The following is a 25,959-nucleotide window of genomic DNA, read 5'->3' as shown; positions in this document are numbered from 1 at the left end:
AAAGACAAATCGGTTGCCGTTTGTTGTTTCAAAATTGTTAACAATTTTGTAAAATACGGGCGGATAGAACGACCCGCTGGACGACGGGTATAAATTAAGAGGTCATGATGAGCACTGAAATCAAAACTCAGGTCGTGGTACTTGGGGCAGGCCCTGCAGGTTACTCTGCTGCCTTCCGTTGCGCAGATTTAGGTCTGGAGACCGTCATCGTAGAACGTTACAGCACCCTTGGTGGTGTTTGTCTGAACGTCGGCTGTATCCCTTCTAAAGCGCTGCTGCACGTAGCAAAAGTTATCGAAGAAGCCAAAGCGCTGGCTGAACACGGTATCGTTTTTGGCGAGCCGAAAACCGATATCGACAAGATTCGTACCTGGAAAGAAAAAGTTATCACTCAGCTGACCGGCGGTCTGGCGGGTATGGCCAAAGGCCGTAAAGTGAAAGTGGTTAACGGTCTGGGTAAATTTACCGGGGCAAACACCCTGGAAGTTGAAGGCGAAAACGGCAAAACCGTGATCAACTTCGACAACGCAATCATCGCGGCGGGTTCCCGTCCGATCGAACTGCCGTTTATTCCGCATGAAGATCCGCGCGTGTGGGATTCCACCGATGCACTGGAACTGAAAACTGTTCCTAAGCGCCTGCTGGTAATGGGCGGCGGTATCATCGGTCTGGAAATGGGTACCGTGTACCATGCGCTGGGTTCAGAGATCGACGTGGTTGAAATGTTCGACCAGGTTATCCCGGCTGCCGACAAAGACGTGGTTAAAGTCTTCACCAAGCGTATCAGCAAGAAATTCAACCTGATGCTGGAAACCAAAGTGACCGCCGTTGAAGCGAAAGAAGACGGTATCTACGTTTCCATGGAAGGCAAAAAAGCCCCTGCCGAAGCTCAGCGTTACGATGCTGTGCTGGTCGCTATCGGTCGTGTACCGAACGGTAAAAACCTCGACGCGGGCAAAGCTGGCGTGGAAGTTGACGACCGTGGCTTCATCCGCGTTGACAAACAGCTGCGCACCAACGTGCCGCACATCTTTGCTATCGGCGATATCGTCGGTCAGCCGATGCTGGCACACAAAGGTGTTCATGAAGGTCACGTTGCCGCTGAAGTTATCGCCGGTAAGAAACACTACTTCGATCCGAAAGTTATCCCATCCATTGCATACACTGAACCAGAAGTTGCATGGGTTGGTCTGACCGAGAAAGAAGCGAAAGAAAAAGGCATTAGCTACGAAACCGCCACCTTCCCGTGGGCTGCTTCTGGCCGTGCTATCGCTTCCGATTGCGCAGACGGTATGACCAAACTGATTTTCGACAAAGAATCTCACCGTGTTATCGGTGGTGCGATTGTCGGTACCAACGGCGGCGAGCTGCTGGGTGAAATCGGTCTGGCGATCGAAATGGGTTGTGACGCAGAAGATATCGCGCTGACCATCCACGCGCACCCGACTCTGCACGAGTCCGTGGGCCTGGCGGCAGAAATCTTTGAAGGTAGCATTACCGACCTGCCAAACCCGAAAGCGAAGAAAAAGTAATCTTCCCGCTTTTGTGAAAACGCCTCTTCGGAGGCGTTTTTTTTGCCTGAAAACTACCAGTTTTAGTAGTCATCTCATTGATATTTCCACTAAAAAAAATTGCGCAACTGCCGATACTTTTTTCGCCATTGTGTGGCTACTGGCCGCACGGAGAAGAGGCTCTGGACTCTCTATTACACGAAAAAGGAAAATACATGTCTTTAAAAAAAATCGCGGTTGTTGGCATGGTTGTCGCGACAATGACGCTGACCGGTTGTGGTGCGATGACCACCGCCGTTAAAAAACGTAACCTTGAAGTGAAAACGCAGATGAGTGAAACCATCTGGCTGGAGCCTTCCAGCGAGAAGACCGTCTACATTCAGGTAAAAAACACCTCTGACAAAGACATGAGTAACCTGCAAACCCTGCTGGCAAATGACCTGTCAGCGAAGGGGTATAAAGTGACCAGTTCGCCAGACAGCGCTTATTACTGGGTGCAGGCGAACGTGTTGAAAGCGGACAAAATGGATCTGCGTGAAGCTCAAGGCTTCCTGAAAACAGGTTACGAAGGTGCCGCGATGGGCGCAGCGCTGGGCGCGGGGATTACCGCTTATAACAGCAACTCCTCTGGTGCGGCGCTGGGTGTTGGTATCGCGGCGGGGCTGATCGGCATGGCCGCGGATGCGATGGTGGAAGACGTTAACTACACCATGGTTACTGACCTGCAAATCTCTGAACGCAGCAAAGCGAAAGTGACAACGGATAATGTTGCTGCATTGCGTCAAGGGACATCTGGCATCAAGCTGCAAACCAGCAGCGCACAAGGCGATCGCGCAAAATACCAGACCCGCGTTGTGTCTAATGCTAACAAAGTGAATCTGAAGTTCGAAGAAGCGAAGCCGGTGTTGGAAGCTCAACTGGCGAAATCTGTCGCTAACATCCTGTAATTTGTTGCGGGTTGCCGGGGGGCGGCTATGCCTTACCCGGCCTACTAACCTTCCGACTCGGTATCAGGGCGCTACAGGTTGCCAGTTTTTATCCGGATGGAATGTGGTTAACGCTTGTGCTTTCTGCTGTGATTCAACACCGAGATCGGCCTGGTAGACTTTGTCTTCACCGTTAATGATAAAACTCATCACGCCGGTGTGATCGTAGCTAACGGGCCAGGCTACCATGGCAAAACCGCTGGTTTTATCGGCAAGGATCCGGAAGCGATAGCCGTGATAGCCCATGCCCGGCTCCTGTGGACTGAAGGCTGGGCCAAGCGGGCTTGGCGCTTCGCCCGGCGAAACAGGCCAGTACAGACCATCCTTTTTCCCTTCAGAACTGACAATCTTTTGCGCGTATTTCTGGTTCAACGCAAAATAGCTCTGCTGAGCATCCACATAGGCGTGCAACGCCTCGATGGCAGCAAGTTCGTTGCGTCCAATCTCACGGGTCAGGATCTCTTCGGCCGCTTCCTTGATATCAAATTGCCAGCCTGAAGCGTTTTTGACGACCGGGATTGGCAGTTGCCAGTCGCTGTCCCCAACCACAAGATGCGCCGTATTGCCGTCGATGACAGTGCTATGGCGTACCTTCCAGTCACGCAGGAAGCGATCAACCGCATCAGGATCGACGCCTTCTGGCGGCAGAAAATCACGCCAGTTTTCCCCGAGCAGGTTGCTCATTGCACTTTCATTTTGCTCACTGATAGCGTTTGCCAGCGCATCTGTTGCCTGGTCTGGTGTGCTGAAGGATTGTTGTGCCATCGCGGTGGCCGAAACCATGAACAACACCATTCCACTGAGTAGTTTATTTTTCATGTCGGTTCCCTTAACGATGACGGAATTCACGGTGTTCAGCACGCCCGCCAGAAGGCTGGCGCGATGGCTGATTACGGGCGACCTGCCGGCTCTGGGCACCTCGCTGTTGCTGTGCCTGCCAGTTGGCGGAGCGACTGTCGTTACCGCTCAGCGCATTGGCGCGTGGCTGGCTGGTTCGCTGTTGAAGATTGCGCTGTTGTACATTGCGTTGCTGCGCCGGTTGCGTGACCCGTTTCTCCTGTCGCTGGGCGACTGCCTGGCGATTCTCCCGCTGCTGAGTGCTCGTCCGCTTCGCGGTTTGCGGTTTGGTATCGTAACCGCGGTAGTTATTACGTTGGGAAATTTGCTTCAGTTGTTGATTCGATGCCTGACGCTGGGCGTCTCTCGTGCCCGTACGCGCCGTTTGCGGGAATGTTTTCCCCGTCGATTTTTCCATCTGGCTCAGGGCTGCCTGACGCTGGCTATCACGGTTGACCGGTCTTTGCTGGGTCGAACTTAACCCGGTTGCCGTGTTAGTGGAGTGGAAGCGGTTATTGAGCTGGCTATTTGGGTAAGGCACACCCTCACGGTAGGCCGGGTTATGCTGCCAGGTACGGTTGGCATCTGTCAGGCGCTGACCACTGATTTTATTGAAGTTATCAACGTTAATGTTGATGTTGTTATCACCGTTGCGGTTATAGCCGCCATGGTTATCCCAGTCATCATTATGATGGTGGTCGTCGTCGTCATCCCAGTCGATGTTGCTGAAGATGGCATAGGTTGTGGCGACACCAAGGCTGAAGCCTAAACCATTGACGAAGCTGTTACCAAATTGCTCACCGGGCGTTGGTGGCAGATAGGTTGGCGGATAGGCGGTATTCGGCCAGGTACCGTAAACCGTGTTCGGGTTATAGGTTGGAACGTACACCACCTGCGGATCGGCGGATTCAATCTTGATGACAGTAGGGCTTGTCGTGGTGGTAGTGCTGGTCGTCGACGTGCTGGTGGCGGTTTTCGCCGGTGCCGCTTTGGTCACGGTGGTGACGGTCTGTTGCGGTGTTGATTGCAGCGCGCCGGTTTGTTGCGCCAGCGCGCGCAGACGTTGAACGGAATCCATGACGTCCTTCGGCTGTGCGAGGAAAGCATCGCCCAGACTTTGTACCCACGGCGGATTTTCACCCATCAGCGACATCAACTGAGGAAAGGCAACCAGCGATTTCACGCTGGGATCCCAGGGCTGGCTGGCAACTGCCTGAATGGCGGCATCGCCCTGCATTTTGGGATTGTCTTTTGACCACTGTGCGGCCTGGATGACGTTAGCCGGATAGGTTGAGGCCATCAAAATTTGCGACAACAGCGAGTCTGGATAGAGCGCGATGGGCGCAACCCACTGATCGATCTGTGCTGCCGAGTAGGTTGGTGCCACGGCGGGTGCAGTTTGCTCTACCGGGGCGGGGGCCGCTACGGGAGCTGGGGCCGGTGTTGACGGTTGCTGCGCAACGGGGGCCGGAGCAGCAGGCTCCGTTGTGCGACTTTTAACAAACATCACGCCAGAGGCGGCAAACAGCCCGGCACTGCACAAAAGGACAAGCAGATGTGGCTTAAGGGGCAACTTCATAAAATGACTCCAACGAGACGAGCGCTGTGCCGTGAGGCGTTCCTGTTGCCGCGAGTATTATTCACCCGTGTTAGACAGTTTTGACTTTTATGGTTGATTCACCAGGTAGGTCCGAAAAAAGAGTGTGAGTATTTATTACACAATTATATGTGATGGCGGAAAAATCGCTGGAATATTCAGCCGATCGCGCTTGAAAATTAACCGTTTATGGGCGGTTTTAAGCTGACTTAATTTCACCTCGCCTTGTCGCTATACCATTCTTAACGATTCAGCCAATTTTTTATGTTGCTTTTTTGTAAACGGATTAACACTTAATGAAAATCCTGTTATTGTGCCTTATGCGGTACCGGGCATTTACCCTACTAACTACTGTCTCACAGGAGCGTGAAGAGAATCGCCCATCTACAAAAGCGCCGCATTATGACAATGAGAGCGAGGAGATATCGTCGTGCTAGAAGAATACCGTAAGCACGTAGCTGAGCGTGCTGCCCAGGGGATTGTGCCAAAACCTTTAGACGCAACCCAAATGGCTGCACTTGTCGAGCTGCTGAAGACCCCGCCTGTGGGCGAAGAAGAATTCCTGTTAGACCTGTTGATCAACCGCGTTCCTCCTGGCGTAGATGAAGCCGCTTATGTTAAAGCTGGTTTTCTCGCCGCTGTCGCAAAAGGCGACACCACCTCCCCGCTGGTTACCCCAGAAAAAGCCATTGAACTGCTGGGTACCATGCAGGGTGGCTACAACATTCATCCGCTGATCGACGCGCTGGACGATGCAAAACTGGCGCCGATTGCCGCCAAAGCGCTCTCTTCAACGCTGCTGATGTTCGATAACTTCTACGATGTAGAAGAAAAAGCCAAAGCGGGCAACGAATATGCGAAGCAGGTAATGCAATCCTGGGCTGATGCCGAATGGTTCCTGAACCGTCCAGCTCTGGCTGAAAAAATCACCGTTACCGTCTTTAAAGTGACGGGTGAAACCAACACCGATGACCTTTCTCCGGCACCGGATGCATGGTCTCGCCCGGATATCCCTCTGCACGCGCTGGCGATGCTGAAAAACGCCCGTGAAGGTATCGAACCGGATCAGCCGGGCGTGGTTGGCCCGATCAAACAGATCGAAGAATTGCAGAAAAAAGGTTACCCGCTGGCTTATGTGGGTGATGTTGTCGGTACCGGTTCTTCGCGTAAATCCGCAACCAACTCCGTGCTGTGGTTCATGGGTGACGACATTCCTCATGTGCCGAACAAGCGTGGCGGCGGCCTGTGCCTCGGCGGCAAAATTGCACCTATCTTCTTCAACACCATGGAAGATGCGGGCGCACTGCCGATTGAAGTGGACGTGTCGAACATGAACATGGGCGACGTGATTGACGTTTACCCGTTCAAAGGCGAAGTACGCAACCACGAAACCGGCGAACTGCTGGCAAGCTTTGAGCTGAAAACCGAAGTCCTGATCGACGAAGTACGCGCCGGTGGCCGTATCCCGCTGATCATCGGTCGTGGCCTGACCACCAAGGCGCGCGAAGCGCTGGGTCTGCCGCACAGCGACGTATTCCGTCAGGCGAAAGACGTGGCGGAAAGCAGTCGTGGCTTCTCCCTGGCACAGAAAATGGTTGGCCGCGCTTGCGGCGTGAAAGGCATCCGTCCGGGCGCGTACTGCGAACCGAAGATGACCTCCGTCGGTTCTCAGGATACTACTGGCCCTATGACCCGTGACGAACTGAAAGACCTGGCGTGCCTGGGCTTCTCGTCTGACCTGGTGATGCAGTCCTTCTGCCACACTGCGGCGTATCCGAAGCCGGTTGACGTGAACACGCATCACACGCTGCCAGACTTCATCATGAACCGCGGCGGTGTGTCGCTGCGTCCGGGCGACGGCGTTATTCACTCCTGGCTGAACCGCATGCTGCTGCCGGATACCGTAGGTACCGGTGGTGACTCCCATACCCGTTTCCCTATCGGGATTTCCTTCCCGGCAGGTTCTGGTCTGGTGGCGTTTGCTGCTGCGACCGGCGTGATGCCGCTGGATATGCCGGAATCCGTTCTGGTGCGTTTCAAAGGCAAAATGCAGCCGGGTATCACCCTGCGCGATCTGGTACACGCCATCCCGCTGTACGCGATCAAACAGGGTCTGCTGACCGTTGAGAAGAAAGGTAAGAAGAACATCTTCTCTGGTCGCATTCTTGAAATCGAAGGTCTGCCGGATCTCAAAGTGGAGCAGGCGTTCGAATTAACCGACGCCTCCGCTGAACGTTCTGCTGCCGGTTGTACCATTAAGCTGAACAAAGAGCCGATCGTTGAGTATCTGAGCTCTAACATCGTTCTGCTGAAGTGGATGATCGCAGAAGGTTACGGCGATCGCCGTACGCTGGAACGTCGTGTGCAGGGCATGGAAAAATGGCTGGCGGATCCGCAGTTGCTGGAAGCCGACGCTGACGCAGAATACGCGGCAGTGATCGACATCGATCTGGCGGATATCAAAGAGCCAATCCTGTGTGCACCGAACGATCCGGACGACGCGCGTCTGCTGTCTGACGTACAGGGCGAGAAGATCGACGAAGTGTTCATCGGCTCCTGCATGACTAACATCGGCCACTTCCGTGCCGCTGGTAAGCTGCTGGATGCGCACAAAGGCCAACTGCCAACGCGTCTGTGGGTGGCTCCGCCAACCCGTATGGATGCGGCACAGCTGACCGAAGAAGGTTATTACAGCGTGTTCGGTAAGAGCGGTGCGCGTATCGAAATTCCAGGCTGCTCTCTGTGCATGGGTAACCAGGCGCGTGTAGCCGACGGCGCAACGGTGGTGTCGACCTCTACCCGTAACTTCCCGAACCGTTTAGGTACTGGGGCGAACGTCTACCTGGCTTCTGCGGAGCTGGCGGCGGTTGCGGCGCTGATCGGCAAACTGCCGACGGCGGAAGAGTACCAGACCTATGTGGCGCAGGTAGATAAAACGGCCGTAGATACTTACCGTTATCTGAACTTCGACCAGCTGTCTCAGTACACCGAGAAAGCCGATGGTGTGATTTTCCAGACCGCGGTGTAATGCCCTAAAGCATTTTGTGTAAAAACGCATCAATGCCCGGAGAAGTCTGCTTCTCCGGGCATTTTTATTTCTATTCCTTATACCCACTACGCTTTTTTTCTGCCGCGCTGCTGCGATAATTACAGCAAGGCGCAATGCGGTATTGGCGCATTGCCGGGAGTAGAGGAAGACATTATGGATTACGAATTTCTGCGCGATATTACCGGGGTGGTAAAAGTGCGTATGTCCATGGGCCACGAGGTGGTGGGGCACTGGTTTAATGAGGAAGTGAAAGAAAACCTGGCCTTACTTGATGAAGTGGAACAGGCAGCGCGTGCGGTTAAGGGCAGTGAGCGCTCCTGGCAGCGAGCAGGGCATGAATACACGCTCTGGCTGGATGGCGAAGAAGTGATGGTTCGCGCTAATCAGCTGGAGTTCTCTGGCGATGAGATGGAAGAGGGGATGAGCTACTACGACGAAGAAAGTTTTTCGCTCTGTGGTGTAGAGGACTTTCTTCAGGTTGTGGCGGCATACCGCGAATTTGTGCATCAATCCTGAGATATTTCAGATATCAATGAAGCCGGGTGAGACAAACCCGGCTTTTTTTTCGTCCGAATGATTATTTGATTTTTATTAATCATTCAAAAACTGTGATCTGCCGCGTTTGTGATCTGATTTTGATTGAATATAATCGTTGTGATTTTGTTTAATCACAACATAACAACAGGCGGGAAGACCATGAACATCAAGAAGGCAATAGAACGCGTACCCGGCGGCATGATGGTTGTGCCGTTGGTTATCGGTGCCATTATCAACACTTTTGCCCCGCAGGCGTTGCAGATCGGTGGATTCACCACGGCTTTATTTAAAAATGGCGCGGCTCCCTTGATTGGCGCGTTCCTGCTCTGTATGGGGGCGGGAATTAGCGTAAAGGCGGCGCCGCAAGCTTTGCTACAAGGCGGCACGATTACGCTGACCAAGTTACTGGTCGCGATTGCAATTGGTCTCGGGGTTGAACACCTGTTTGGCGCGGAGGGCATCTTTGGCTTAAGCGGTGTTGCCATTATTGCGGCAATGAGTAACTCCAATGGCGGGCTTTACGCGGCGCTGGTTGGCGAGTTTGGCAATGAACGTGATGTCGGCGCGATCTCCATTTTGTCTCTGAATGACGGGCCTTTCTTTACCATGATCGCGCTGGGCGCGGCGGGTATGGCAAATATTCCTATCATGGCGCTGGTGGCGGTTCTTGTTCCGTTGGTGGTTGGCATGATCCTCGGTAACCTCGACGCTAATATGCGTGACTTCCTGACCAAAGGTGGTCCACTGCTTATTCCTTTCTTTGCGTTTGCACTTGGAGCCGGTATTAACCTGGAAATGCTGCTGCAAGGCGGTCTGGCGGGCATTCTGCTGGGCGTGCTGACCACCTTTGTGGGCGGTTTCTTTAACATTCGTGCCGATCGTCTGGTTGGCGGGAGTGGTATTGCTGGTGCTGCGGCATCCAGTACGGCGGGGAACGCCGTCGCGACGCCACTGGCCATAGCACAGGCCGATCCCTCGCTGGCAGAGGTTGCCGCTGCGGCAGCGCCGCTGATCGCTGCGTCAGTCATTACAACCGCCATTCTGACGCCAATTCTTACGTCGTGGGTCGCGAAAAGGCAGTCTCGTCAGGCCGTGCAGGAGAAGAAAGCATGAAAATGATCGTTATCGCCGATGACTTTACGGGCTCTAACGATACCGGCGTACAGCTGGCGAAAAAAGGGGCGCGTACCGAAGTAATGCTGACCCCAGCGCAGAAACCGTCGCGCCGCGCCGATGTTCTGGTCATCAATACGGAAAGCCGGGCGATGCCGGCAACGCAGGCCGCCGCGGCTGTACAACAAGCGTTAGCGCCATGGTGTGAGGGCGAAGCAATACCGCTGGTATACAAAAAAATAGACTCGACATTTCGTGGCAATGTGGGGGCTGAAGTCACTGCAGCCATGCGTACAGCCGATCGGACGCTGGCCGTGATTGCGGCGGCAATTCCTGCTGCCGGGCGCACCACGCAGGATGGCTTGTGCCTGGTCCATGGTGTGCCGCTGCTGGAAACGGAATTCGCCAGCGATCCAAAAACGCCTATTCACTCTTCGCGTATTGCTGAACTGGTCGCGCTGCAAAGCGATGTCCCTGTACATGAGGTGTCGCTGGTGGATGTGCGTCGGGGAAGTTTGAGTGCGCTGCTGAGCGCTTTTGCAAAAGCCGGCGAATGTATGGTGGTGGTGGATGCCGTGGAAGAGCGAGATCTCGCGCTCATTGCGCAGGCGGTTTGTGAGCAAAAACAGATGCCGCTGCTCGTAGGGGCGGCAGGGCTGGCCAATGCGCTACCAGCCGCAACGTTTATGCAAGAAAAGCAGGAATTACCGGTGTTGGTTGTGGCTGGCTCAATGAGTGAGGCAACGCGACGTCAGGTGGAAAAAGCAGTGTGTCAGGGTCGGGCAAAAGTCGTTGATATCGATGCCGCGCGGTTGGTTGCATCGTCATTTGCACCGGAAATGGACTCTGTTATTGAACAGGCTTGCGCGCAACTGAGCCAGCAGCAGCACACGATCTTACGCACCAGTCGATGTGCAGAAGACCGGGACATGATCGACACGCTGTGTTTCAACGTGGGGATGAGTCGCCAGCAGTTGGGAGAACTGCTGAGTCAGCGTCTAGGGGAGATAACGCTGCGCATTATTGAACAAGCACGTATCGGCGGATTGTTCCTGACCGGAGGCGATATTGCCACGGCGGTCGCCAGTGCGTTGGGTGCTGAAGGGTATCGCATCCACAGTGAGGTCGCCCCCTGTATTCCGTGCGGAACGTTTGTGAATAGCGAGATTGACGACTTGCCGGTTATTACCAAAGCGGGTGGATTCGGTTCTGATACGACCCTTTGCGATGCGCTGTATTTTATTGAGGAGATGTACCGTGGTAACTAAAACAATTGCGATTACGATGGGAGATCCGGCGGGGATTGGTCCGGAAATTATTGTTAAAGCGCTACGCGAAGATGAACTTAATGGTGCACCGCTGGTGGTGGTTGGGTGCCTAAAAACGCTGCAGCGGTTACAGGCTCAGGGGCTGGCTGACGGAGTAACATTTCGCGCTATTGAACAGGTCGCCGATGCCAGATTCACGCCAGATACGATTCATGTGATTGATGAACCGCTGGCGAAACCTGACGAACTGCTCCCAGGTACAGTGCAGGCGCAGGCGGGCGATCTGGCCTATCGCTGTGTGAAGCGGGCGACTGAACTGGCGATGAAGGGGGATGTACATGCCATCGCGACCGCGCCGTTGAACAAAGAAGCGCTGCATCTCGGCGGACACAATTATCCTGGGCATACCGAACTGCTGGCAACGCTGACCGAAAGCCGCGACTATGCGATGGTGCTGTACACCGATAAGCTGAAAGTTATCCATGTTTCGACGCATATCGCTCTGCGCAAATTCCTTGATACGCTCAATGGGCAACGTGTCGAAACGGTGATTGGTATCGCGGATACCTTCCTGAAGCGCGTAGGCTTTGCACACCCGCGTATTGCCGTTGCGGGGGTGAATCCACATGCCGGAGAGAATGGCCTGTTTGGCGATGAGGAAATTCGTATTGTCGGACCCGCGATTGAGAATATGAAAGCGAAGGGGATGGATGTTTACGGTCCGTGCCCTCCGGATACCGTGTTTTTACAGGCTTATGAAGGTCAGTATGACATGGTGGTGGCGATGTACCACGATCAGGGGCATATCCCGCTGAAATTGCTGGGTTTCTATGATGGTGTAAATATCACAGCAGGTTTACCGTTTATTCGTACCTCTGCCGATCACGGTACGGCATTTGATATCGCCTGGACGGGAAAAGCAAAATCTGAGAGCATGGCCGTATCGATCAAACTGGCAATGCAACTGGCGTAATTTACTGTTATGAAAGGGCAACACCGTCTGGATAAGATTGTGGCGTATTTGAAAAATCATACGCTGGTTACCGTGGAACAGTTGGTTGACGCGGTTGACGCCTCTCCAGCAACGATCAGGCGCGATCTCATCAAGCTGGATGAACAGGGTGTGATCAGCCGCAGTCACGGCGGTGTTGCGTTACGACGCTTTGAAGCGGCGCAGCCAACCACAAACGAAAAGCAACTGCGATCGCCTGCTGAGAAACGGGCGATTGCGCGTTTTGCCGCCTCAATGGTGCGTGCGGGCGATGCCGTGGTGCTTGATGCCGGTACCACAATGCTGGAGCTGGCAAAATGTCTGACGCATTTGCCGCTGCGAGTGATTACCGTTGATCTGCATATTGCCCTGTTTTTGTCAGAATTCCGTCAGATAGAGGTGACGATCGTCGGTGGACGCATCGATGACAGCAGCCAGTCCTGTATTGGTGAGTTTGGCCGGAAAATGTTGCGCAGCGTCTATCCTGATATTGCTTTTATGAGCTGTAACACCTGGAGTATGGAAAAGGGTGTAACCACGCCAACGGAAGACAAAGCGGGATTAAAGCAGGAAATTATTGCGAATGCCCAACGGAAGGTATTGCTGGCGGATAGCAGTAAGTACGGCGCACATTCGTTATTTAACGTCGCGCCGCTTAGTTGCTTTACCGATGTTGTTACCGATGTGAATCTACCGCCAAACGCGCAGGCTGAATTAAAAGCGCAATCCGTTGCCCTGACGCTGGTACAGCCAGAGTAACTGCACTCTCAACCCTGATTGCGCCGGAGATTATTTAACGTAGGCCAGCAGGCTCAGAGAGTCACGCGCCAGCGCTTTGCATTTCTTTGCTGTTGGGATGCCGATACCGCTGAGATCGCGGTAGCTGTCTTCACCCAGCGCTTTCATATTGAAGGTGTCGTAATTACTCAGGTCCCACTGGTTTTGCTGGGCAAAAAAGACCAGTGCGCGACGAATCTGCCCATTAGGCAAATTCTGGTATCCACAGTCATTTTTCAGAAAAACAAAAACTGCCGTTAAATCGGCCATATCTTCGGCTTCGGACTCGCTGAGCGCGTAGCTATTTGCGCATACGGCCATCAGGGTGCCGAACAAAACTGTTCTGAAAAACGTCTTCATTGCTTCTACCACTGCATCACGGAATTTAAACGTTAGCATACTGCGAGCGAAGCGACGACCTTTATTATTAGCCGTTCACTTGACCTTCCCGTAAGGGGAAGGCTTATGCTTAAAAGATAGCCTGCTTAAGCTGCTGAATATAAGGAAGTGATTATGCAACGTCGTGACTTTTTAAAGTACTCCGTGGCGCTGGGCGTCGCGTCAGCGTTACCTCTGTGGAGCCGGAGCGTATTTGCCGCAGACCGCCCTGCATTGCCCATTCCTGACCTGCTAACCGCGGATGCCTCAAACCGTATGCAATTGGTGGTGCAAACCGGAAAATCGAGCTTTGCTGGTAAAACAGCGACGACCTGGGGATATAACGGCAATTTACTCGGACCTGCGGTCAAGCTGAACAAAGGGCAGTCGGTGACCGTGGATATCCATAACCAGCTTGCCGAAGAGACGACGTTGCACTGGCACGGTCTGGAAATCCCCGGTGAAGTAGACGGTGGGCCGCAAGGCATTATCCCGGCGGGCGGGAAACGTTCCGTGACCTTCACGCCGGATCAACGGGCGGCAACCTGCTGGTTCCACCCGCATCAGCATGGAAAGACCGGTCGTCAGGTAGCGATGGGACTGGCCGGACTGGTGCTGATTGAAGATGAAGAGATTCGCAAGCTGATGCTGCCTAAGCAGTGGGGCATTGATGATGTGCCGGTGATTATTCAGGACAAACAGTTCTCTGCTGATGGGCAGGTTGATTATCAACTGGACATCATGACCGCCGCCGTCGGCTGGTTTGGCGATACGCTGCTGACCAACGGGGCGATTTATCCTCAGCATGCCGCACCGCGTGGCTGGTTGCGTCTACGCCTGTTGAATGGTTGTAACGCACGCTCACTGAACATTGCGGCCAGCGACAATCGTCCTTTGTACGTCATTGCCAGCGACGGCGGACTGTTGGCGGAACCGGTAAAAGTGACCGAGCTGCCTATGCTGATGGGCGAGCGCTTTGAAGTGCTGGTGGATGTCAGTGACGGCAAAGCTTTTGATCTGGTCACTCTACCAGTCAGCCAGATGGGGATGGCGATTGCGCCATTCGATAAGCCGCACCCGGTGATGCGCGTTCAACCGTTGCTGATTACCGCTTCCGGCACGCTGCCAGATTCGCTGACATCCATGCCATCGCTGCCATCACTGGAAGGTCTGACGGTGCGCAAGCTGCAGCTGTCGATGGATCCGATGCTCGATATGATGGGCATGCAAATGCTGATGAAGAAATACGGCGGTCAGGCCATGGCGGGTATGGATCATGGGAAGATGATGGGCCATATGAATAATGACAATATGGGCCACGGCAATATGAATCATGGCAATATGAACCACGGTGAGATGGGGAATATGCAGCATGGCGACATGGGCAACATGAAGCATGGAACATTCGACTTCCATAATGCCAACCGGATTAATGGCCAGGCATTTGATATGAATAAACCGATGTTTGCCGCGGCGAAAGGTCAGCACGAACGCTGGGTGATTTCCGGCCAGGGCGACATGATGCTGCATCCGTTCCACATTCACGGCACGCAGTTCCGCATTCTGTCTGAGAATGGCAAAGCGCCTGCCGCACACCGCGCGGGATGGAAGGACACTGTGCGGGTAGAAGGCGGCGTGAGCGAGGTGTTAGTGAAGTTTGACCACGACGCGCCAAAAGAGCATGCCTATATGGCGCACTGCCATCTGTTAGAGCATGAAGATACCGGGATGATGCTCGGCTTCACCGTCTAAAAAATTACGCTGTGCTTATCCGGCCTGCAGAAATTTCTCGTAGGCCGGATAAGACACAGTCTCTTTACAGCGTTTCACCGCACGACTCCCTCCTCCTGCAAATTCTGCTATTGCACATAAAGTAATCGCCTTTGAAGCCGATAATCATTGGGTACCCAATGTGAGTTCAATGGATGAAATACTATGATTAAAAATGTGCGTGTTATTACCGGCATTCTTCTGGTTCTCGCCATTTTCTGTTTGCTACAGGTCGTGACAGGAAGCTTTTTTTATTCTGCGGTAAACAATGATCGCCATAATTTCCAGAACTCAGGCACCCTGAATGCCCAACAGGAAAATCTGAGTGATAGCGTCAATACGCTGATTAAAACCCGAGTAACGGTAACCCGCGTAGCAATTCGTTTCTTAAAGAATCAACGCGATCCGGCCTCACTGGCGGCCATTGATACTTTGCTAAAAACGGCGAGTGAGTCGATGAAGAAGGCTGAGGGATACTTCGCGCATTATCAGTCATTGCCGCAGGTGTCGGGGCAGAATCCGCAAATTGCATCTGAAATGGAAAAACAGTATCGGCAGATGCACGACGTGATGGCGTTATCGATAGAGTATCTGCGCGCGAATAACTATCAGGCCTATGGCGATCTTGATGCTCAGAAGGCGCAGGATGAAATGGAAGCCAGCTATGACCAGTGGCGTAACGAAAACAACGCGTTGCTGCAACACGCGGCGGCGGAGAATCAGCACAGCTTTACCCGCATGCAATGGACGTTAGGGGCAATTGTCGTCGCTGTGCTCATCGTTCTGGGCATGATCTGGAGTGGGTTGCAGCATATGCTGCTTAAACCCCTGGCGCAGATCATGGAGCATATCCGCATTATTACCCGTGGTGATCTGACCCATCAACTCGACGTCCAGGGACGTAATGAAATGGGACGTTTGGCCACGGGCTTAGATGAAATGCGACAGTCGCTGATTTCGACAGTCACGTCGGTGCGTAACAGCTCAGAAACGATTCATAGCGGCGCAACGGAAATCTCATCAGGTAACAACGATCTGTCTTCGCGTACTGAGCAGCAGGCTGCTTCACTTGAAGAGACAGCCGCCAGCATGGAACAGCTTACCGCGACCGTGAAGCAAAATACGGACAATGCGAAACAGGCGACTCAACTGGCTAAGAATGCGTCTGATACTGCCGCACGTGGTGGACGGGTTGTTGATACTGTCGTGCACACGATGAGTGAAATTGCCGGTAGTTCACAGCAAATTGCGCAGATCACCAGCGTCATCGACAGTATTGCTTTCCAGACCAATATCCTGGCGCTCAACGCGGCGGTTGAGGCTGCCAGAGCAGGAGAGCAGGGACGCGGATTTGCTGTTGTGGCGGGTGAAGTCCGTACCCTGGCAAGCCGTAGCGCTCAGGCAGCCAAAGAGATCAAAGCGTTGATTGATAACTCAACCCACAGCGTGGGGATGGGATCTCAGCAGGTGTCGGACGCGGGTAAAACGATGAAAGAGATTGTCGCAGCGGTCACCCGCGTGACGGACATCATGGGGGAAATCGCCTCAGCCTCGGAGGAACAGAGTCGGGGGATTGAGCAGGTGAGTCTCGCGGTCTCGCAGATGGACAGTGTCACACAACAAAACGCCGCGCTGGTAGAGGAGTCTGCCGCCGCAGCCGCTTCGTTGGAACAACAAGCTGAACAGTTACGCCTGGCCGTGGCGGCATTTCGCATCACTCGCGATGCCTCCAACAGTGAGCATCGAAAACCACCTAAGGATACTCCACGAGCGACCTCTGCGGGGAGTTCGCCACAAGACCCGCACTGGGAAACGTTTTAGCCACAGGCTGCCGTGCGCTCCTGGTTTTGATTAATAAGCGTACAAAAAACGACGCAAACGGGTTCTCCTGTGAACTATCAGAGGAACCCGCTCTCTTTACTGGTATACTTCATCAACTGAATTGTTTGTATGCTGTCGCAAGTTTTGTGGTTAGAGCGGGTCGCCGTCTGTCAGTCGGTGTATCAACGTAAGCGCTTTCTTTCGATCTGCATGATGTGTCAACTGATAAAAATCAGTGAGTTATAGGGTTTATGAAACATACTGTTGAAGTGATGATCCCGGAAGCGGAGATCAAAGCGCGTATTGCTGAACTGGGGCGCCAGATTAACGAACGTTACAAGGACAGCGGCAGCGATATGGTGCTGGTTGGTCTGTTACGTGGCTCATTTATGTTTATGGCGGATCTGTGCCGTGAAGTGCATGTCTCTCACGAAGTCGATTTCATGACGGCATCCAGCTACGGTAGCGGAATGTCTACCACGCGTGATGTTAAAATCCTGAAAGACCTGGATGAAGACATTCGTGGCAAGGACGTGCTGATTGTCGAAGACATCATCGATTCCGGCAATACGCTGTCCAAAGTGCGTGAAATTCTGAGCCTGCGCGAGCCGAAATCCCTGGCTATTTGTACGCTGCTGGACAAACCTTCTCGTCGTGAAGTGAATGTTCCGGTCGAGTTTATCGGCTTCTCAATTCCTGATGAGTTTGTGGTCGGTTACGGCATTGACTATGCCCAGCGTTATCGCCATCTGCCGTATGTTGGCAAAGTAGTGCTGCTGGACGAGTAATTGGCTGGAGCGCCTGATGGCGCAGGTTTGTAGGCCGGGTAAGGCGTCGCCGCCTCCCGGCAATGTCACATTATTTATGGTTGCAGTGTTTCTGACTCAGGTTAGACAATCCCTGGCGATAGCGCTGTTCCAGCGTTTCGCGGCTGGTGGCGGTGACGTCGAGATCGCGCAGCAGGCCATCATGAATACCGTAAGCCCAGCCGTGAATGGTCACTTTCTGACCGCGCTTCCAGGCTGAACGCATAATGGTTGAGTGGCCCAGGTTATAGACCTGTTCCATGACATTCAGTTCGCACAGGGTGTCCATACGACGTTCCTGCGGCATTTCGCCCAGCAGTGAGCTGTGTTTGAACCAGATATCGCGGATGTGCAGTAACCAGTTATCAATCAGCCCCTGTTCTTTATTTTCAATCGCCGCCTGGACGCCGCCGCATCCATAGTGGCCGCATATAATAATATGTTCCACTTCCAGCACATCCACCGCATACTGAACCACTGAGAGACAGTTCAGGTCGGTGTGAATAACCAGATTGGCAACATTGCGGTGAACAAATAATTCACCCGGTTCAAGACCGGTCAATCGTTCAGCGGGAACGCGGCTATCGGAACATCCAATCCATAGAAAACGCGGATTCTGGGCATGCGTCAGCGTTTCAAAAAATCCGGGATCTTCTTCTATCAGCATCTTTGACCATAGTGCATTGTTGCTGATGAGTGTATCTATGTCTTTCATGGAGTAGCACGACCCGAAGCCAGATAAATTCGATGGGCTAATATAGGGTAACTCCATCATTATTTAAACTATATATAAAATGTCAGAACGTAAGGTAAGTATAAAAACATGACCATTGCTCTGGAACTTCAACAACTTAAAAAAACTTACCCCGGTGGCGTTCAGGCGTTACGCGGGATAGATTTGCAAGTCGAAGCGGGTGATTTTTATGCGCTTTTGGGACCGAATGGCGCAGGAAAATCCACCACCATTGGAATAATCAGCTCGCTGGTGAATAAAACCTCCGGGCGGGTGAGTGTCTTCGGATACGATCTTGAAAAAGATACGGTTAATGCTAAACGCCAGCTTGGCCTGGTACCGCAGGAATTTAACTTTAACCCGTTTGAAACCGTGCAGCAGATCGTGGTCAACCAGGCGGGTTACTACGGTGTTGAGCATAAAGAAGCGGTCAAACGCAGCGAACTATATTTGAAGCAGCTCGATTTATGGGAAAAACGTAACGAGCGCGCGCGCATGCTGTCTGGTGGGATGAAACGTCGTCTGATGATTGCCCGTGCGCTGATGCACGAGCCGAAATTACTCATTCTGGATGAACCAACGGCGGGCGTCGACATTGAGCTGCGTCGTTCAATGTGGGGCTTTTTAAAGGATTTAAACGACAAAGGCACCACCATTATTCTGACCACTCACTATCTCGAAGAAGCGGAAATGCTGTGTCGTAATATCGGCATTATTCAGCACGGCGAGCTGGTGGAAAACACCTCGATGAAGAGTCTGCTCTCCAAGCTGAAATCCGAGACCTTTATCCTCGATCTGGCACCAAAAAGTCCGCTGCCGAAACTGGAAGGTTATCAGTACCGACTGGTCGACACTTCCACGCTGGAAGTGGAGGTTCTGCGTGAACAAGGGGTCAACAGCGTCTTCTCTCAGCTGAGCGCACAGGGCATTCAGGTATTGAGTATGCGTAACAAAGCGAACCGACTGGAAGAACTGTTTGTTTCTCTGGTGCATGAAAAACAAGGAGATCGCGCATGATGCAGCTTTACTGGGTTGCGCTGAAAAGCATCTGGGCGAAAGAGATCCACCGCTTTATGCGTATCTGGATCCAGACTTTGGTGCCACCCGTCATCACCATGACGCTCTATTTTATTATCTTTGGTAACCTGATCGGCTCGCGTATCGGCGAAATGCATGGCTTTAGCTACATGCAGTTTATTGTGCCGGGGCTGATTATGATGGCAGTGATCACCAACTCGTACGCCAACGTGGCCTCGTCATTCTTTAGCGCCAAGTTTCAGCGCAATATCGAAGAGCTGCTGGTCGCCCCGGTGCCGACGCACGTGATTATCGCCGGTTTCGTCGGCGGCGGCGTGGCGCGTGGCCTGTGCGTAGGCATTCTGGTCACGGCTATTTCACTGTTCTTCGTACCGTTCCAGGTGCATTCCTGGGTCTTTGTGGCGCTCACGCTGGTGTTAACGGCGGTACTGTTCTCGCTAGCCGGTTTGCTGAACGCAGTCTTTGCTAAAACCTTTGACGATATCAGCCTGATCCCCACCTTTGTGCTGACGCCGCTGACCTATCTGGGTGGCGTGTTCTATTCGTTAACGCTGCTGCCGCCGTTCTGGCAGGGACTGTCGCATCTGAACCCAATTGTCTACATGATTAGTGGCTTCCGCTACGGCTTCCTGGGTATTCATGATGTTCCGCTGGTCACCACGTTTGGCGTGCTGGTGGTGTTCATTGCGGCGTTTTACTTGCTGTGCTGGTACCTGATTCAGCGCGGACGCGGCCTGCGTAGCTAATTCTTTCTTCCTCTCCTGACTCGGGAGAGGAAGACTTTTGATGCTTATCACCATTACCGATTTATCACCCTGATAAACTACTTGCCTGCTAAGGAGGTAGGCAATGTTAGGTTGGGTAATTACCTGTCATGACGATAAGGCACAGGATATGCTGCATCGTCTGGAGAAAAAGTACGGTCCGTTGGAGCAATGTCAGGCGGTAAGTTTCTGGCGTGGGCTCAGCTCGAATATGTTAAGCCGCATGATGTGCCATGCCCTGCATGCCACAGACTCTGGTGAAGGGGTAGTATTCCTGACGGATATGGCCGGGGCTGCGCCTTACCGTGTGGCTTCGTTAATGAGTCATAAACATCCCCAGTGCGAAGTGATTTCAGGTATCAGCTATCCATTGCTTGAGCGAATGATTTCGTCACGGGAATCGCTGAGCAGTTCTGCGTTTCGTGATTGCATCGTCGCGCTTGGCGGCCCCGAAGTCTCCAGCCTCTGGCATCAACAACAAAAAAATCCCCCCTTCGTGTTGAAGCATGATTTGTATGAGTATTAATCATTGGTATTGATGATGCTTTTGCTACAATAACCGAGGTTTCTCGCCTCGGTTAAATCATATGGTTATGCGCGTTTTGTTTGTTCTGTTGCTCCTGTTCTCTGGTGGCGTAGGTGCGGCCTTGCCCGCTCGCTATATGCAAACCACGGAAGATGCGGTGATCTGGGCGCATATTGGCAATAAGACGGAGACTGTCGGTAATTTACGCGCGGGACAGATTATTGCCGTTGAACCGGATGCAAAGGATTACTACACCTTCAACTTCGGCTTTGGCAAAGGCTACATCGACAAAGGGCACCTGGAGTCTGTGCAGGGGCGTCAGCGTGTGGAAGACGGCCTGGGTGACTTAAATAAACCGTTGAGTAACCAGAATCTGATTACCTGGAAAGATACTCCGGTCTATAACGCGCCGGACGTAGGCAGTGCGCCGTTTGGTACGCTGGCTGAGAATCTACGCTACCCGGTGCTCAGTCGGCTGAAAGACAGACTGAATCAGACCTGGTATCAGATTCGCATCGGCGAGCGGCTGGCCTATATCAGCGCGCTGGATGCTCAGCAGGATAACGGTATCCCGATTCTGACTTACCATCATATTCTGCGCGATGAAGAGAACACGCGTTTTCGTCATACCTCCACCACCACATCAGTGCGCGCGTTCAGTAACCAGATGACCTGGCTGCGAGATATGGGCTATACCACGCTGACGATGTATCAGTTAGAAGACTACCTCAATAATCGCGCAAACCTTCCGGCGCGTTCGGTCGTTATTACGTTCGATGATGGCCTGAAGTCCGTTAGCCGCTATGCGCATCCCGTCCTCAAGCAGTATGGCTTTAAGGCGACGGCGTTTATCATTAGCTCACGTATCAAGCGCCACCCACAGAAGTGGGATCCGAAATCGCTGCAGTTTATGAGTATTTCCGAGCTGGAAGGGATTAAAGATGTTTTCGACTTCCAGTCGCACACCCATTTCTTGCATCGGGTGGATGGCCAGCGACGACCTATTTTACTCAGCCGTAACTATCACAATATTCTGTTTGATTTTGAACACTCCCGTCGGGCGCTCGGGCAGTTTAATCCGCATGTGCTCTATCTTTCCTACCCGTTTGGCGGCTATAACGCGACGGCGGTGAAAGCGGCGCATGATGCCGGTTTTCATTTGGCGGTGACGACGGTGAAAGGGAAGGTGAAGCCTGGCGATAACCCGATGTTGCTAAAGCGGCTGTATATCCTGCGGACGGATTCGCTGGAAACAATGTCGCGGCTGATAGTCAATCAGCCGCAGGGGTAAGGGCTGTCAGGCGACCTGTACCGGAATGGCTTTTGCAGTGCGTTTCATTTCGTTGTCGCCTTCAAAATAGGCCACTTTCGGACGCCATGTACGGGCTTCTTCGTCAGACATGGTGACGAAGCTGGCGATAATCACAATGTCGCCAACTTCAGCACAGTGCGCCGCTGCACCGTTCACCGAGATGATTCTGGAGCCGCGTTCAGCCGCAATGGCATAGGTTGAGAAACGTTTACCATTGGTCACGTTCCAGATATCAATAGCTTCGTTTTCCAGAATACCTGAGGCATCGAGGAAATCCTGGTCGATGGCGCAGGAGCCTTCGTAATGCAGGTCCGCCTGCGTGACTTTTACGCGGTGGAGCTTGCCTTGCAGCATGGTGCGAATCATAACTTCTATACCCTGTCGTTTACCTTGGCTAAGCAGGCGCGACTGGCCTGCTTTGAGAAATCTTCAGGCAGTATTGCCCGATTTTTAACCCCTGTCTACTGGGCTAATGTAACGCTTTGATTATCGATCAGACGAGCCTGACCCAGCCATGCTGCGGCCAGAATCACCGCGCGTTTACTGGTTTCAGTCAACTCCAGCAGCGTGTCGGCATCACGAATCTGAATATCGTCGGCGCGGAAGCCTTTTTCATTCAGTTCTTGTTCGGCAATGGTAATAATTTCTTGCAGTTCACGATTACCCGCAATCAGCTTTTCAGCGATACCGTTCATCACGTTGTACAGGCCTGGCGCAATTTTACGCTGTTCTGCCGTTAGATAACCGTTACGTGAGCTGAGGGCCAGACCGTCTTTGGCGCGAATAATCGGTACGCCAACGATCTCAATGTCATAACCCATGTCCGCTACCATTTTGCGGATCAGCGCCAGCTGTTGGAAATCTTTTTCACCAAAGCAGGCGATATCGGGTTGGATCAGGTTAAACAACTTGCTGACGATAGTGGAAACACCACGGAAGTGGCCCGGGCGGCTGGCGCCTTCCAGCATGGTAGAGAGGCCGGGAACATCAACGAAAGTCTGGCCTTCCAGACCCTGCGGGTAGATCTCTTCAACGGCCGGAGCAAAGACATAATCGACTTTACGCTTGTTCAGCTTTTCGCAATCTTCCTGCAGGGTGCGCGGATAGCGCACCAGATCGTCTGGTCGGTCAAACTGCATCGGGTTAACGAAAATGCTGACGAACACCACATCATCCCGCGCTTTTGCTTCATCGACCAGTTTCATATGGCCGTCGTGCAGGTTACCCATGGTGGGAACCAGTGCGACGCGTTTGCCTTCCTGACGCAGACGACGAATATGCTGGCGCAGCAGCGGCAGGGTTTCAATGATTAACACGACAAGACTCCTTGAGTTGCCTGAGGTACCGTAGGCCGGATAAGACGCGTAGCGTCGTCATCCGGCACGGTCAGAAAATTAGTGGAAGCTGTGCTCTTCACCCGGATAAACGCCGGACTCCACTTCAGCCATATACTGCCGCACTGCGGCGCGCATGTCGCCTGCTTCATTGAGGAAATTCTTCGCAAATTTCGGAATGTGGCCGCCGGTAATGCCAAAGGCATCATGCATGACGAGGATTTGCCCGTCGGTGACGTTGCCGGCACCGATACCAATCACCGGGATCGACAGCGCTTCAGTGACGCGCTTCGCCAGCTCAACCGGCACGCACTCCAGCACCAGCAACTGAGCGCCAGCGGCTTCTAAGGCCAGCGCATCATCCAGCAGTACCTGCCCGGCGTCGCCGCGGCCCTGAATTTTATAGCCGCCGAAGATATTCACCGACTGGGGTGTTAATCCCAGATGGCCGCAAACCGGCACCGCGCGTTCGGTGAGCATTTTCACCGTATCTACCAGCCAGGCGCCGCCTTCGATTTTGACCATATTAGCGCCCGCGCGCATGACCACCGCAGCGTTTTCAAACGCCTGCTTCGGAGTGGCATAAGCCATAAACGGTAGGTCGGAGAGCAGCAGACAATTCGGTGCGCCGCGACGCACGGCTCGGGTGTGGTAAGCAATGTCTTCAACGGTGACGGGCAGGGTGGAGTCGTGCCCCTGTACCGTCATGCCCAGCGAATCACCGACCAGCATCACGTTGATGCCTTCATCGGCAAACAGCTTAGCGAAGCTGTAGTCGTAGGCGGTGATAGTCGCGAAGCGCTTTTTCTCTTGTTTGCATTTCTGCAACACAGCGATAGTGGTGGGTTTGCTCATAACCTCTCCGGCCATAATATTGATGAATATAATGGCCGCATTGTAGGGGAATGAAGCAGAAAAGCGTTAGCCCTTTGTGTGTATTCCCGGCAGCGAGAGCCGCCGGATTAACGCGCTTAGGGATAGTCAATAGTGAAGCTGCCTGTCGCTTTGAACTCGCCGGGTTTGATGGTGTTGCTACCGTCTTGTTTCAGCGTTGCTCTGAAATTCAGAATCTGATCGGGGTTACCGATATTGCTATAGGTATAGTCTTCCATATTCGTAAACTTATAAACGGAGCTGGAGTTGTTTGGCATGATCGTCATCCAGTCGCTGATGCTTGCTGGATTCTTCTCGCCGGCAACCGTCACGCCAATACCGCTGGCGGCACCAGATGTTAAAGTATTACCCAATAATGCGTTGTCACTGCTGCCTGTTATTGTTGATCCTAACTTCACTTCGACATTTTTAATGTAGGTACAGTTACTTAATTTTATTGAAAAGTCTTTTGTCACACCGTCGCCTTTCAGTTCTTCTGCGTTGCGACTGCCAAAAGGCACGGTAGATCCTGAAACACCTTCACCTGTAACGGCAGTGGCAGTACATGTTGGGTAGTGAATCGTTATTGAACCTGGACTGATGACGTAATCAAGGTAGTGGTTGCCACCACCGATACTGGTGTCTGAAAGCTTAAATCGGAAGTTGTAACCGGTACTTGTTGGAAAGGTAACGTTAACTGCTGATGTGGTTGGCTTAAATGTATCATCAGCATAAAGATGGAATTTAATCCACAGAACAATTCCCCCCATTTCAAAATAACCTTTCTTCCATGCGATTGAATCACAGAAAGTGGAGAAATCTGCATAAGAGGTACTAATGAAATTCAGATCAAAGGACTTATAATCCGTACCACCGCCGTTCCAGTCAACCCAAAATGAACTCCCTGGATAATAGGCGGTGCCAAAGTTAATCTTGGTAATTTCCATACCAAGATACAAACCCGTAGTATTTGTTTTCCATAATGGATTGCCGCTATTATTTTTAATACCCGCACTCTGAAAACCATGATAAAGATTTACACTATGAACATCGTGGTTATAGTTACAATTAAGTCCATGCTTGGGATCAAATTCTGTCGCACCAGAAACGGCAAGTTCGCGTAAGCCTGATTCTGTATGGGCGGCAACTGAAGGGAGCAGGTTCCATGAGAATGGAGCTGAGTAGTCTTGTACATCTGCATATTCTGCACCTCCTTGATACGAGGTCGCTTGCCCAATATAGACAGACCAGGCATAAGCGTTGCTGGCTCCTAACCATAAAAATAGAGATGATATTAAAAGGAGTATGTTTTTCTTCATGGCTAATTTCCCTATTAATGGTCGTTCCGAATTTTATTGGTAGGTGACATTGACAAGTACATGGCTACTTAATTGACCTGGCGTCACCGTGCCGCTATCAAGGATTTTTTGCATTCTGGAATAAAAGGTCCAGGTTGTATCGCTATAATCTGTAGCGGAAAATATCGCCCTTGACGAGCCGTCAGTATTCAACACATTTTGACGTGGTGAATCTGTGGTGAAAATCACTACTCCTACATTTGCCACACCGCCCGAGGTCTGAGTTAGATCATTCGCAAATACCTGCTGATTGCCCTTCGCAAACTGGCCGCTTTGGGGGGTAAAGTTAAAAGTAACATTAGTGATGGCTCCGTCACTGATTGGACAATTCAGAAGTTTAATTGAAAACTCTTGACCGCCTTCATAATCAGTTTCCGCAGTAATGCCGTCGGCAAAATAGGCGGGACCTACGGTTGCGAAATTTACCGTTCCACTGCCGTTAATCTCTAACTGGCAGGTATCCTTCTGCACGGTGGCGGTGAAATCCACGTTGGTGTCGGCATACAGCGGCGCGACAACCAGAGCTGTTGCCAGCCCTGGAATTAACGCGGAGAGTGTTAATCTACGCAAACGCATCATG

At 52.5% G+C, this 25,959-nt stretch carries 24 protein-coding genes; 15 read left to right on the top strand and 9 right to left on the bottom strand.

Annotated features, from left to right (window positions below):
* Nucleotides 1-107 precede the first annotated feature (107 nt).
* Together lpdA and traT are read left to right on the top strand one after the other, a co-directional pair.
* Nucleotides 108-1,532 carry a dihydrolipoyl dehydrogenase gene (lpdA, locus tag SK38_RS13565; protein WP_003829486.1) on the top strand — a complete coding sequence of 475 codons (1,425 nt, stop codon included), beginning with the start codon at nucleotides 108-110 and terminating at the stop codon, nucleotides 1,530-1,532.
* A gap of 194 nt (nucleotides 1,533-1,726) precedes the next feature.
* Nucleotides 1,727-2,458, top strand: coding sequence for a conjugal transfer complement resistance protein TraT (gene traT / locus SK38_RS13560; protein ID WP_048236127.1), 732 nt, complete (start codon nucleotides 1,727-1,729; stop codon nucleotides 2,456-2,458).
* A gap of 63 nt (nucleotides 2,459-2,521) precedes the next feature.
* On the opposite strand, the gene SK38_RS13555 is transcribed toward traT, so the two are convergent.
* Together SK38_RS13555 and SK38_RS13550 are read right to left on the bottom strand one after the other, a co-directional pair.
* The gene (locus tag SK38_RS13555) at nucleotides 2,522-3,316 is read right to left on the bottom strand and encodes a DUF2950 family protein (RefSeq protein ID WP_048236126.1); all 795 of its coding nucleotides are present in this window, start codon (nucleotides 3,314-3,316) and stop codon (nucleotides 2,522-2,524) included.
* Between the two features lie 10 nt (nucleotides 3,317-3,326).
* Nucleotides 3,327-4,913, bottom strand: coding sequence for a DUF3300 domain-containing protein (locus SK38_RS13550; RefSeq protein ID WP_048236125.1), 1,587 nt, complete (start codon nucleotides 4,911-4,913; stop codon nucleotides 3,327-3,329).
* A gap of 448 nt (nucleotides 4,914-5,361) precedes the next feature.
* On the opposite strand from SK38_RS13550, the gene acnB reads away from it, so the two are divergent.
* The 6 genes from acnB to SK38_RS13520 all read left to right on the top strand — a co-directional run bounded on the left by acnB (nucleotide 5,362) and on the right by SK38_RS13520 (nucleotide 12,648).
* Entirely contained in the window at nucleotides 5,362-7,959 is a 2,598-nt protein-coding gene (gene acnB / locus SK38_RS13545; RefSeq protein WP_008786215.1) for a bifunctional aconitate hydratase 2/2-methylisocitrate dehydratase, read from the top strand.
* Nucleotides 7,960-8,133: 174 nt separating this feature from the next.
* A complete protein-coding gene (gene yacL / locus SK38_RS13540; protein WP_020996227.1) occupies nucleotides 8,134-8,496 on the top strand; it encodes a protein YacL in 363 nt (120 codons plus the stop codon).
* A 180-nt stretch (nucleotides 8,497-8,676) separates the two neighbouring features.
* Entirely contained in the window at nucleotides 8,677-9,630 is a 954-nt protein-coding gene (locus SK38_RS13535) for a 2-keto-3-deoxygluconate permease 1 (RefSeq protein WP_008786218.1), read from the top strand.
* Nucleotides 9,627-10,898, top strand: coding sequence for a D-threonate kinase (dtnK, locus tag SK38_RS13530; protein WP_048236124.1), 1,272 nt, complete (start codon nucleotides 9,627-9,629; stop codon nucleotides 10,896-10,898). Before SK38_RS13535 ends, dtnK begins: the two co-directional genes overlap by 4 nt.
* Complete coding sequence (locus SK38_RS13525; protein ID WP_082196955.1) at nucleotides 10,888-11,871, top strand: D-threonate 4-phosphate dehydrogenase; 984 nt, start codon at nucleotides 10,888-10,890, stop codon at nucleotides 11,869-11,871. The genes dtnK and SK38_RS13525 overlap by 11 nt, the downstream gene beginning before the upstream one ends.
* Before the next feature lie 9 nt (nucleotides 11,872-11,880).
* Entirely contained in the window at nucleotides 11,881-12,648 is a 768-nt protein-coding gene (locus SK38_RS13520; protein WP_032942381.1) for a DeoR/GlpR family DNA-binding transcription regulator, read from the top strand.
* Nucleotides 12,649-12,678: 30 nt separating this feature from the next.
* Here SK38_RS13520 and SK38_RS13515 read toward each other — a convergent pair whose 3' ends face one another.
* Entirely contained in the window at nucleotides 12,679-13,026 is a 348-nt protein-coding gene (locus SK38_RS13515) for a YacC family pilotin-like protein (RefSeq protein ID WP_032941691.1), read from the bottom strand.
* A gap of 153 nt (nucleotides 13,027-13,179) precedes the next feature.
* Between SK38_RS13515 and cueO the strand changes: the two genes are divergently transcribed.
* The 3 genes from cueO to hpt all read left to right on the top strand — a co-directional run bounded on the left by cueO (nucleotide 13,180) and on the right by hpt (nucleotide 17,423).
* Nucleotides 13,180-14,796 carry a multicopper oxidase CueO gene (gene cueO, locus SK38_RS13510; RefSeq protein WP_048236122.1) on the top strand — a complete coding sequence of 539 codons (1,617 nt, stop codon included), beginning with the start codon at nucleotides 13,180-13,182 and terminating at the stop codon, nucleotides 14,794-14,796.
* A 183-nt stretch (nucleotides 14,797-14,979) separates the two neighbouring features.
* The gene (gene tcp / locus SK38_RS13505; RefSeq protein ID WP_048236121.1) at nucleotides 14,980-16,635 is read left to right on the top strand and encodes a methyl-accepting chemotaxis citrate transducer; all 1,656 of its coding nucleotides are present in this window, start codon (nucleotides 14,980-14,982) and stop codon (nucleotides 16,633-16,635) included.
* A gap of 251 nt (nucleotides 16,636-16,886) precedes the next feature.
* Nucleotides 16,887-17,423 carry a hypoxanthine phosphoribosyltransferase gene (gene hpt, locus SK38_RS13500; RefSeq protein ID WP_003018658.1) on the top strand — a complete coding sequence of 179 codons (537 nt, stop codon included), beginning with the start codon at nucleotides 16,887-16,889 and terminating at the stop codon, nucleotides 17,421-17,423.
* A gap of 70 nt (nucleotides 17,424-17,493) precedes the next feature.
* Here hpt and can read toward each other — a convergent pair whose 3' ends face one another.
* Nucleotides 17,494-18,156: a carbonate dehydratase gene (gene can / locus SK38_RS13495; RefSeq protein ID WP_048236120.1), complete on the bottom strand. Its 663-nt coding sequence runs from the start codon at nucleotides 18,154-18,156 to the stop codon at nucleotides 17,494-17,496.
* Between the two features lie 108 nt (nucleotides 18,157-18,264).
* Between can and SK38_RS13490 the strand changes: the two genes are divergently transcribed.
* The 4 genes from SK38_RS13490 to SK38_RS13475 all read left to right on the top strand — a co-directional run bounded on the left by SK38_RS13490 (nucleotide 18,265) and on the right by SK38_RS13475 (nucleotide 21,793).
* The gene (locus SK38_RS13490) at nucleotides 18,265-19,191 is read left to right on the top strand and encodes an ABC transporter ATP-binding protein (RefSeq protein WP_003829469.1); all 927 of its coding nucleotides are present in this window, start codon (nucleotides 18,265-18,267) and stop codon (nucleotides 19,189-19,191) included.
* Nucleotides 19,188-19,958, top strand: coding sequence for an ABC transporter permease (locus tag SK38_RS13485; protein WP_008786229.1), 771 nt, complete (start codon nucleotides 19,188-19,190; stop codon nucleotides 19,956-19,958). The genes SK38_RS13490 and SK38_RS13485 overlap by 4 nt, the downstream gene beginning before the upstream one ends.
* A gap of 103 nt (nucleotides 19,959-20,061) precedes the next feature.
* Nucleotides 20,062-20,502: a PTS sugar transporter subunit IIA gene (locus SK38_RS13480; RefSeq protein ID WP_032942385.1), complete on the top strand. Its 441-nt coding sequence runs from the start codon at nucleotides 20,062-20,064 to the stop codon at nucleotides 20,500-20,502.
* Between the two features lie 61 nt (nucleotides 20,503-20,563).
* Nucleotides 20,564-21,793, top strand: a complete 1,230-nt coding sequence (locus SK38_RS13475) for a polysaccharide deacetylase family protein (protein ID WP_048236119.1) — start codon at nucleotides 20,564-20,566, stop codon at nucleotides 21,791-21,793.
* Between the two features lie 6 nt (nucleotides 21,794-21,799).
* Here SK38_RS13475 and panD read toward each other — a convergent pair whose 3' ends face one another.
* From panD to SK38_RS13450, 5 genes are all read right to left on the bottom strand, one after another.
* Nucleotides 21,800-22,180 (bottom strand): aspartate 1-decarboxylase, encoded by a 381-nt coding sequence (gene panD / locus SK38_RS13470; RefSeq protein WP_000621526.1) that lies wholly within the window; start codon nucleotides 22,178-22,180, stop codon nucleotides 21,800-21,802.
* Nucleotides 22,181-22,275: 95 nt separating this feature from the next.
* Nucleotides 22,276-23,130, bottom strand: coding sequence for a pantoate--beta-alanine ligase (gene panC / locus SK38_RS13465; RefSeq protein WP_048236118.1), 855 nt, complete (start codon nucleotides 23,128-23,130; stop codon nucleotides 22,276-22,278).
* Nucleotides 23,131-23,208: 78 nt separating this feature from the next.
* Nucleotides 23,209-24,003 (bottom strand): 3-methyl-2-oxobutanoate hydroxymethyltransferase, encoded by a 795-nt coding sequence (panB, locus tag SK38_RS13460; protein WP_048236117.1) that lies wholly within the window; start codon nucleotides 24,001-24,003, stop codon nucleotides 23,209-23,211.
* Between the two features lie 116 nt (nucleotides 24,004-24,119).
* Complete coding sequence (locus tag SK38_RS13455) at nucleotides 24,120-25,340, bottom strand: fimbrial protein (RefSeq protein WP_075553053.1); 1,221 nt, start codon at nucleotides 25,338-25,340, stop codon at nucleotides 24,120-24,122.
* A gap of 33 nt (nucleotides 25,341-25,373) precedes the next feature.
* Entirely contained in the window at nucleotides 25,374-25,958 is a 585-nt protein-coding gene (locus SK38_RS13450) for a fimbrial-like protein (RefSeq protein ID WP_048236116.1), read from the bottom strand.
* Between the last annotated feature and the right edge of the window lies 1 nt (nucleotide 25,959).

The sequence above is a fragment of the Citrobacter sp. MGH110 genome, from assembly GCF_001037515.1.
GTDB classification, from domain to species: Bacteria; Pseudomonadota; Gammaproteobacteria; order Enterobacterales; family Enterobacteriaceae; genus Citrobacter; species Citrobacter portucalensis.
This window is presented reverse-complemented; position numbering and strand designations above follow the sequence as displayed.

Excerpts from the sequence above, each read along its gene's own strand:
- SK38_RS13520 (WP_032942381.1), top strand. The coding sequence starts at position 11,881 with ATGAAAGGGCAACACCGTCTGGATAAGATTGTGGCGTATTTGAAAAAT.
- SK38_RS13455 (WP_075553053.1), bottom strand. The coding sequence starts at position 25,340 with ATGAAGAAAAACATACTCCTTTTAATATCATCTCTATTTTTATGGTTA.
- panD (WP_000621526.1), bottom strand. The coding sequence starts at position 22,180 with ATGATTCGCACCATGCTGCAAGGCAAGCTCCACCGCGTAAAAGTCACG.
- hpt (WP_003018658.1), top strand. The coding sequence starts at position 16,887 with ATGAAACATACTGTTGAAGTGATGATCCCGGAAGCGGAGATCAAAGCG.
- SK38_RS13475 (WP_048236119.1), top strand. The coding sequence starts at position 20,564 with ATGGTTATGCGCGTTTTGTTTGTTCTGTTGCTCCTGTTCTCTGGTGGC.
- SK38_RS13490 (WP_003829469.1), top strand. The coding sequence starts at position 18,265 with ATGACCATTGCTCTGGAACTTCAACAACTTAAAAAAACTTACCCCGGT.
- SK38_RS13515 (WP_032941691.1), bottom strand. The coding sequence starts at position 13,026 with ATGAAGACGTTTTTCAGAACAGTTTTGTTCGGCACCCTGATGGCCGTA.
- yacL (WP_020996227.1), top strand. The coding sequence starts at position 8,134 with ATGGATTACGAATTTCTGCGCGATATTACCGGGGTGGTAAAAGTGCGT.
- SK38_RS13555 (WP_048236126.1), bottom strand. The coding sequence starts at position 3,316 with ATGAAAAATAAACTACTCAGTGGAATGGTGTTGTTCATGGTTTCGGCC.
- SK38_RS13450 (WP_048236116.1), bottom strand. The coding sequence starts at position 25,958 with ATGATGCGTTTGCGTAGATTAACACTCTCCGCGTTAATTCCAGGGCTG.
- panB (WP_048236117.1), bottom strand. The coding sequence starts at position 24,003 with ATGAGCAAACCCACCACTATCGCTGTGTTGCAGAAATGCAAACAAGAG.
- SK38_RS13550 (WP_048236125.1), bottom strand. The coding sequence starts at position 4,913 with ATGAAGTTGCCCCTTAAGCCACATCTGCTTGTCCTTTTGTGCAGTGCC.
- traT (WP_048236127.1), top strand. The coding sequence starts at position 1,727 with ATGTCTTTAAAAAAAATCGCGGTTGTTGGCATGGTTGTCGCGACAATG.
- tcp (WP_048236121.1), top strand. The coding sequence starts at position 14,980 with ATGATTAAAAATGTGCGTGTTATTACCGGCATTCTTCTGGTTCTCGCC.
- can (WP_048236120.1), bottom strand. The coding sequence starts at position 18,156 with ATGAAAGACATAGATACACTCATCAGCAACAATGCACTATGGTCAAAG.
- lpdA (WP_003829486.1), top strand. The coding sequence starts at position 108 with ATGAGCACTGAAATCAAAACTCAGGTCGTGGTACTTGGGGCAGGCCCT.
- SK38_RS13485 (WP_008786229.1), top strand. The coding sequence starts at position 19,188 with ATGATGCAGCTTTACTGGGTTGCGCTGAAAAGCATCTGGGCGAAAGAG.
- SK38_RS13535 (WP_008786218.1), top strand. The coding sequence starts at position 8,677 with ATGAACATCAAGAAGGCAATAGAACGCGTACCCGGCGGCATGATGGTT.
- SK38_RS13480 (WP_032942385.1), top strand. The coding sequence starts at position 20,062 with ATGTTAGGTTGGGTAATTACCTGTCATGACGATAAGGCACAGGATATG.
- cueO (WP_048236122.1), top strand. The coding sequence starts at position 13,180 with ATGCAACGTCGTGACTTTTTAAAGTACTCCGTGGCGCTGGGCGTCGCG.
- dtnK (WP_048236124.1), top strand. The coding sequence starts at position 9,627 with ATGAAAATGATCGTTATCGCCGATGACTTTACGGGCTCTAACGATACC.